This is a genomic window from Cedecea sp. NFIX57 (assembly GCF_900177785.1).
GTDB lineage: Bacteria > Pseudomonadota > Gammaproteobacteria > Enterobacterales > Enterobacteriaceae > Cedecea > Cedecea neteri_C.
Genome location: NZ_FXAS01000109.1, coordinates 1 through 1688 on the forward strand (window position 1 = coordinate 1; position 1688 = coordinate 1688).

The following is a 1688-nucleotide window of genomic DNA, read 5'->3' on the forward strand; positions in this document are numbered from 1 at the left end:
GTGTGCAGCAGGTCCCCGCAAAACGTCAAAACCGCGGCCCCGGCAACTCGACGGGTGATGGTTTTTTAAAGAAAAAACAGGTTCAGAGGGAGGAACAACATGAACGAGGCGCGGGCGGTTTTACCCGACGACACCTTTACCCGTGAACAGGCTGAGGCTGTTGCGGCGCAGTACACCAACGTGGTGACAGAGGAAGGTCAGGGGGCGCATTTTCGTCTGGTGCTTCTGCACGAAGGCTTCATGACCTGGTGGGCATGGAATTTTGAACAGGGTTCCAGAGGGGAAATTAATCACGCCATTAAACGCTACGGCATCCGTAAATCGCAGTAAGAAGAGATGCCCTGCCGGAGCATCCGCTCCGCAGGGCCGGACAATCATCAATAACACTCGAGGTATCAACTATGTCAGTAACCGATGTTAAAGCAAAAGCACCCCAAAAAGCGAGCAGCAAAAAAATCACGAAGGCGCAGGAAGATGCCCTGAAAGCCGCCCTTGAGGCCGCTGTTGTGGAATACGTTCCGCTGTCCAGTCTCGTTAAATCCCCGCTGAACGTGCGCACCATTCCCTATTCTCTCGACAGTGTTCGCGGTCTGGCCGACTCCATCGCGGCGCTCGGCCTGCTGCAGAACCTGATTGTTCACACTGTCGCGGAGGGACAATCCGGCGTGGCCGCAGGGGGCCGCCGACTGACGGCCCTGCACCTGCTGGCGCAGGAGGGGCGTGTCCCGGCTGACTATGTTGTCATGGTGAAGCGCGTCTCTGACGACATTGCCGCCCTGGCCTCGATTGCCGAGAACGAGCAGCGGGCGGCCATGCATCCTGCCGAGCAGATTGCCGGGTTCCGTACGCTGGCAGAACAGGGCAAAACGCCCGCCCAGATTGGTGACGCGCTCGGTTTTGGCTCCCGCCACGTCCAGCGGATGCTGAAGCTCGCAAACCTCGCCCCGTCCCTGATGGAAAAACTCGCGCAGGATGAACTGACGGTGGACCAGTGTCAGGCGCTCTGCCTCGAAGATGACCCGACCCGTCAGGTCGAAGTGTTTGAGAGCGTGAAGACCAGTTGGTCGAACGCGCCCGCGCACCTGATTAAACGCGCCATCACCGACACCGAGATGTGCACTGACAGCGCAAAATTCCGGTTCATCGGGCGCGAAGTATACGAAGCGGCAGGCGGTTACGTCCGTGAAGATCTGTTCAGCCAGGACGAGGGCGATGGCACCGCGGACAGTGTGCTGGTTGAGCGTCTGGTGCAGGAGAAACTGGCGCGTATCGCGCAGGATATTCAGCAGCAGGAGGGCTGGACGTGGAGTCGCGGACGTGCAGCCCGCATCTGGCACCACGGCGACGACGCGAACGAGTTTGTCCTGCCGGATGAACCCGAGCCTGTATACACCCCTGAGCAGCAGCAGCGCCTTGATGAACTCCGTGAGCAATGGGACGGCTACAACGCCCGCTGTGACGAGACGGACGCCCTGGAAGCTGAGATCGACGCTATCGAACAGGCCGCAGAAGTCAGCGCGTGGACTGACGACATGAAGCCGGGGGCGGGCGTGGTGGTCAGCCTGTACGGATGGCAGGTGTACGTGCAGCGCGGCGTGCGTCTGAAAACGGATATGCCGGAAGAAACCGACGAAAACCGCAGTGTCACGATGCCGTTCACCTCGCGCCAGGCAGATGCCGCAGAGGGG

Annotated in this window: 2 protein-coding genes; both read left to right on the top strand. The window is 60.1% G+C overall.

The genetic code is table 11. The features are described 5' to 3' along the window. The first annotated feature begins 99 nt into the window (after positions 1-99). Entirely contained in the window at positions 100-330 is a 231-nt protein-coding gene (locus tag B9Y90_RS26035) for a DUF905 family protein (protein ID WP_085543161.1), read from the top strand. A 71-nt stretch (positions 331-401) separates the two neighbouring features. Continuing rightward, positions 402-1688, top strand: a 1287-nt coding sequence (locus B9Y90_RS26040) for a ParB/RepB/Spo0J family partition protein (RefSeq protein ID WP_085543162.1), incomplete at its 3' end; no start/stop codon positions are given.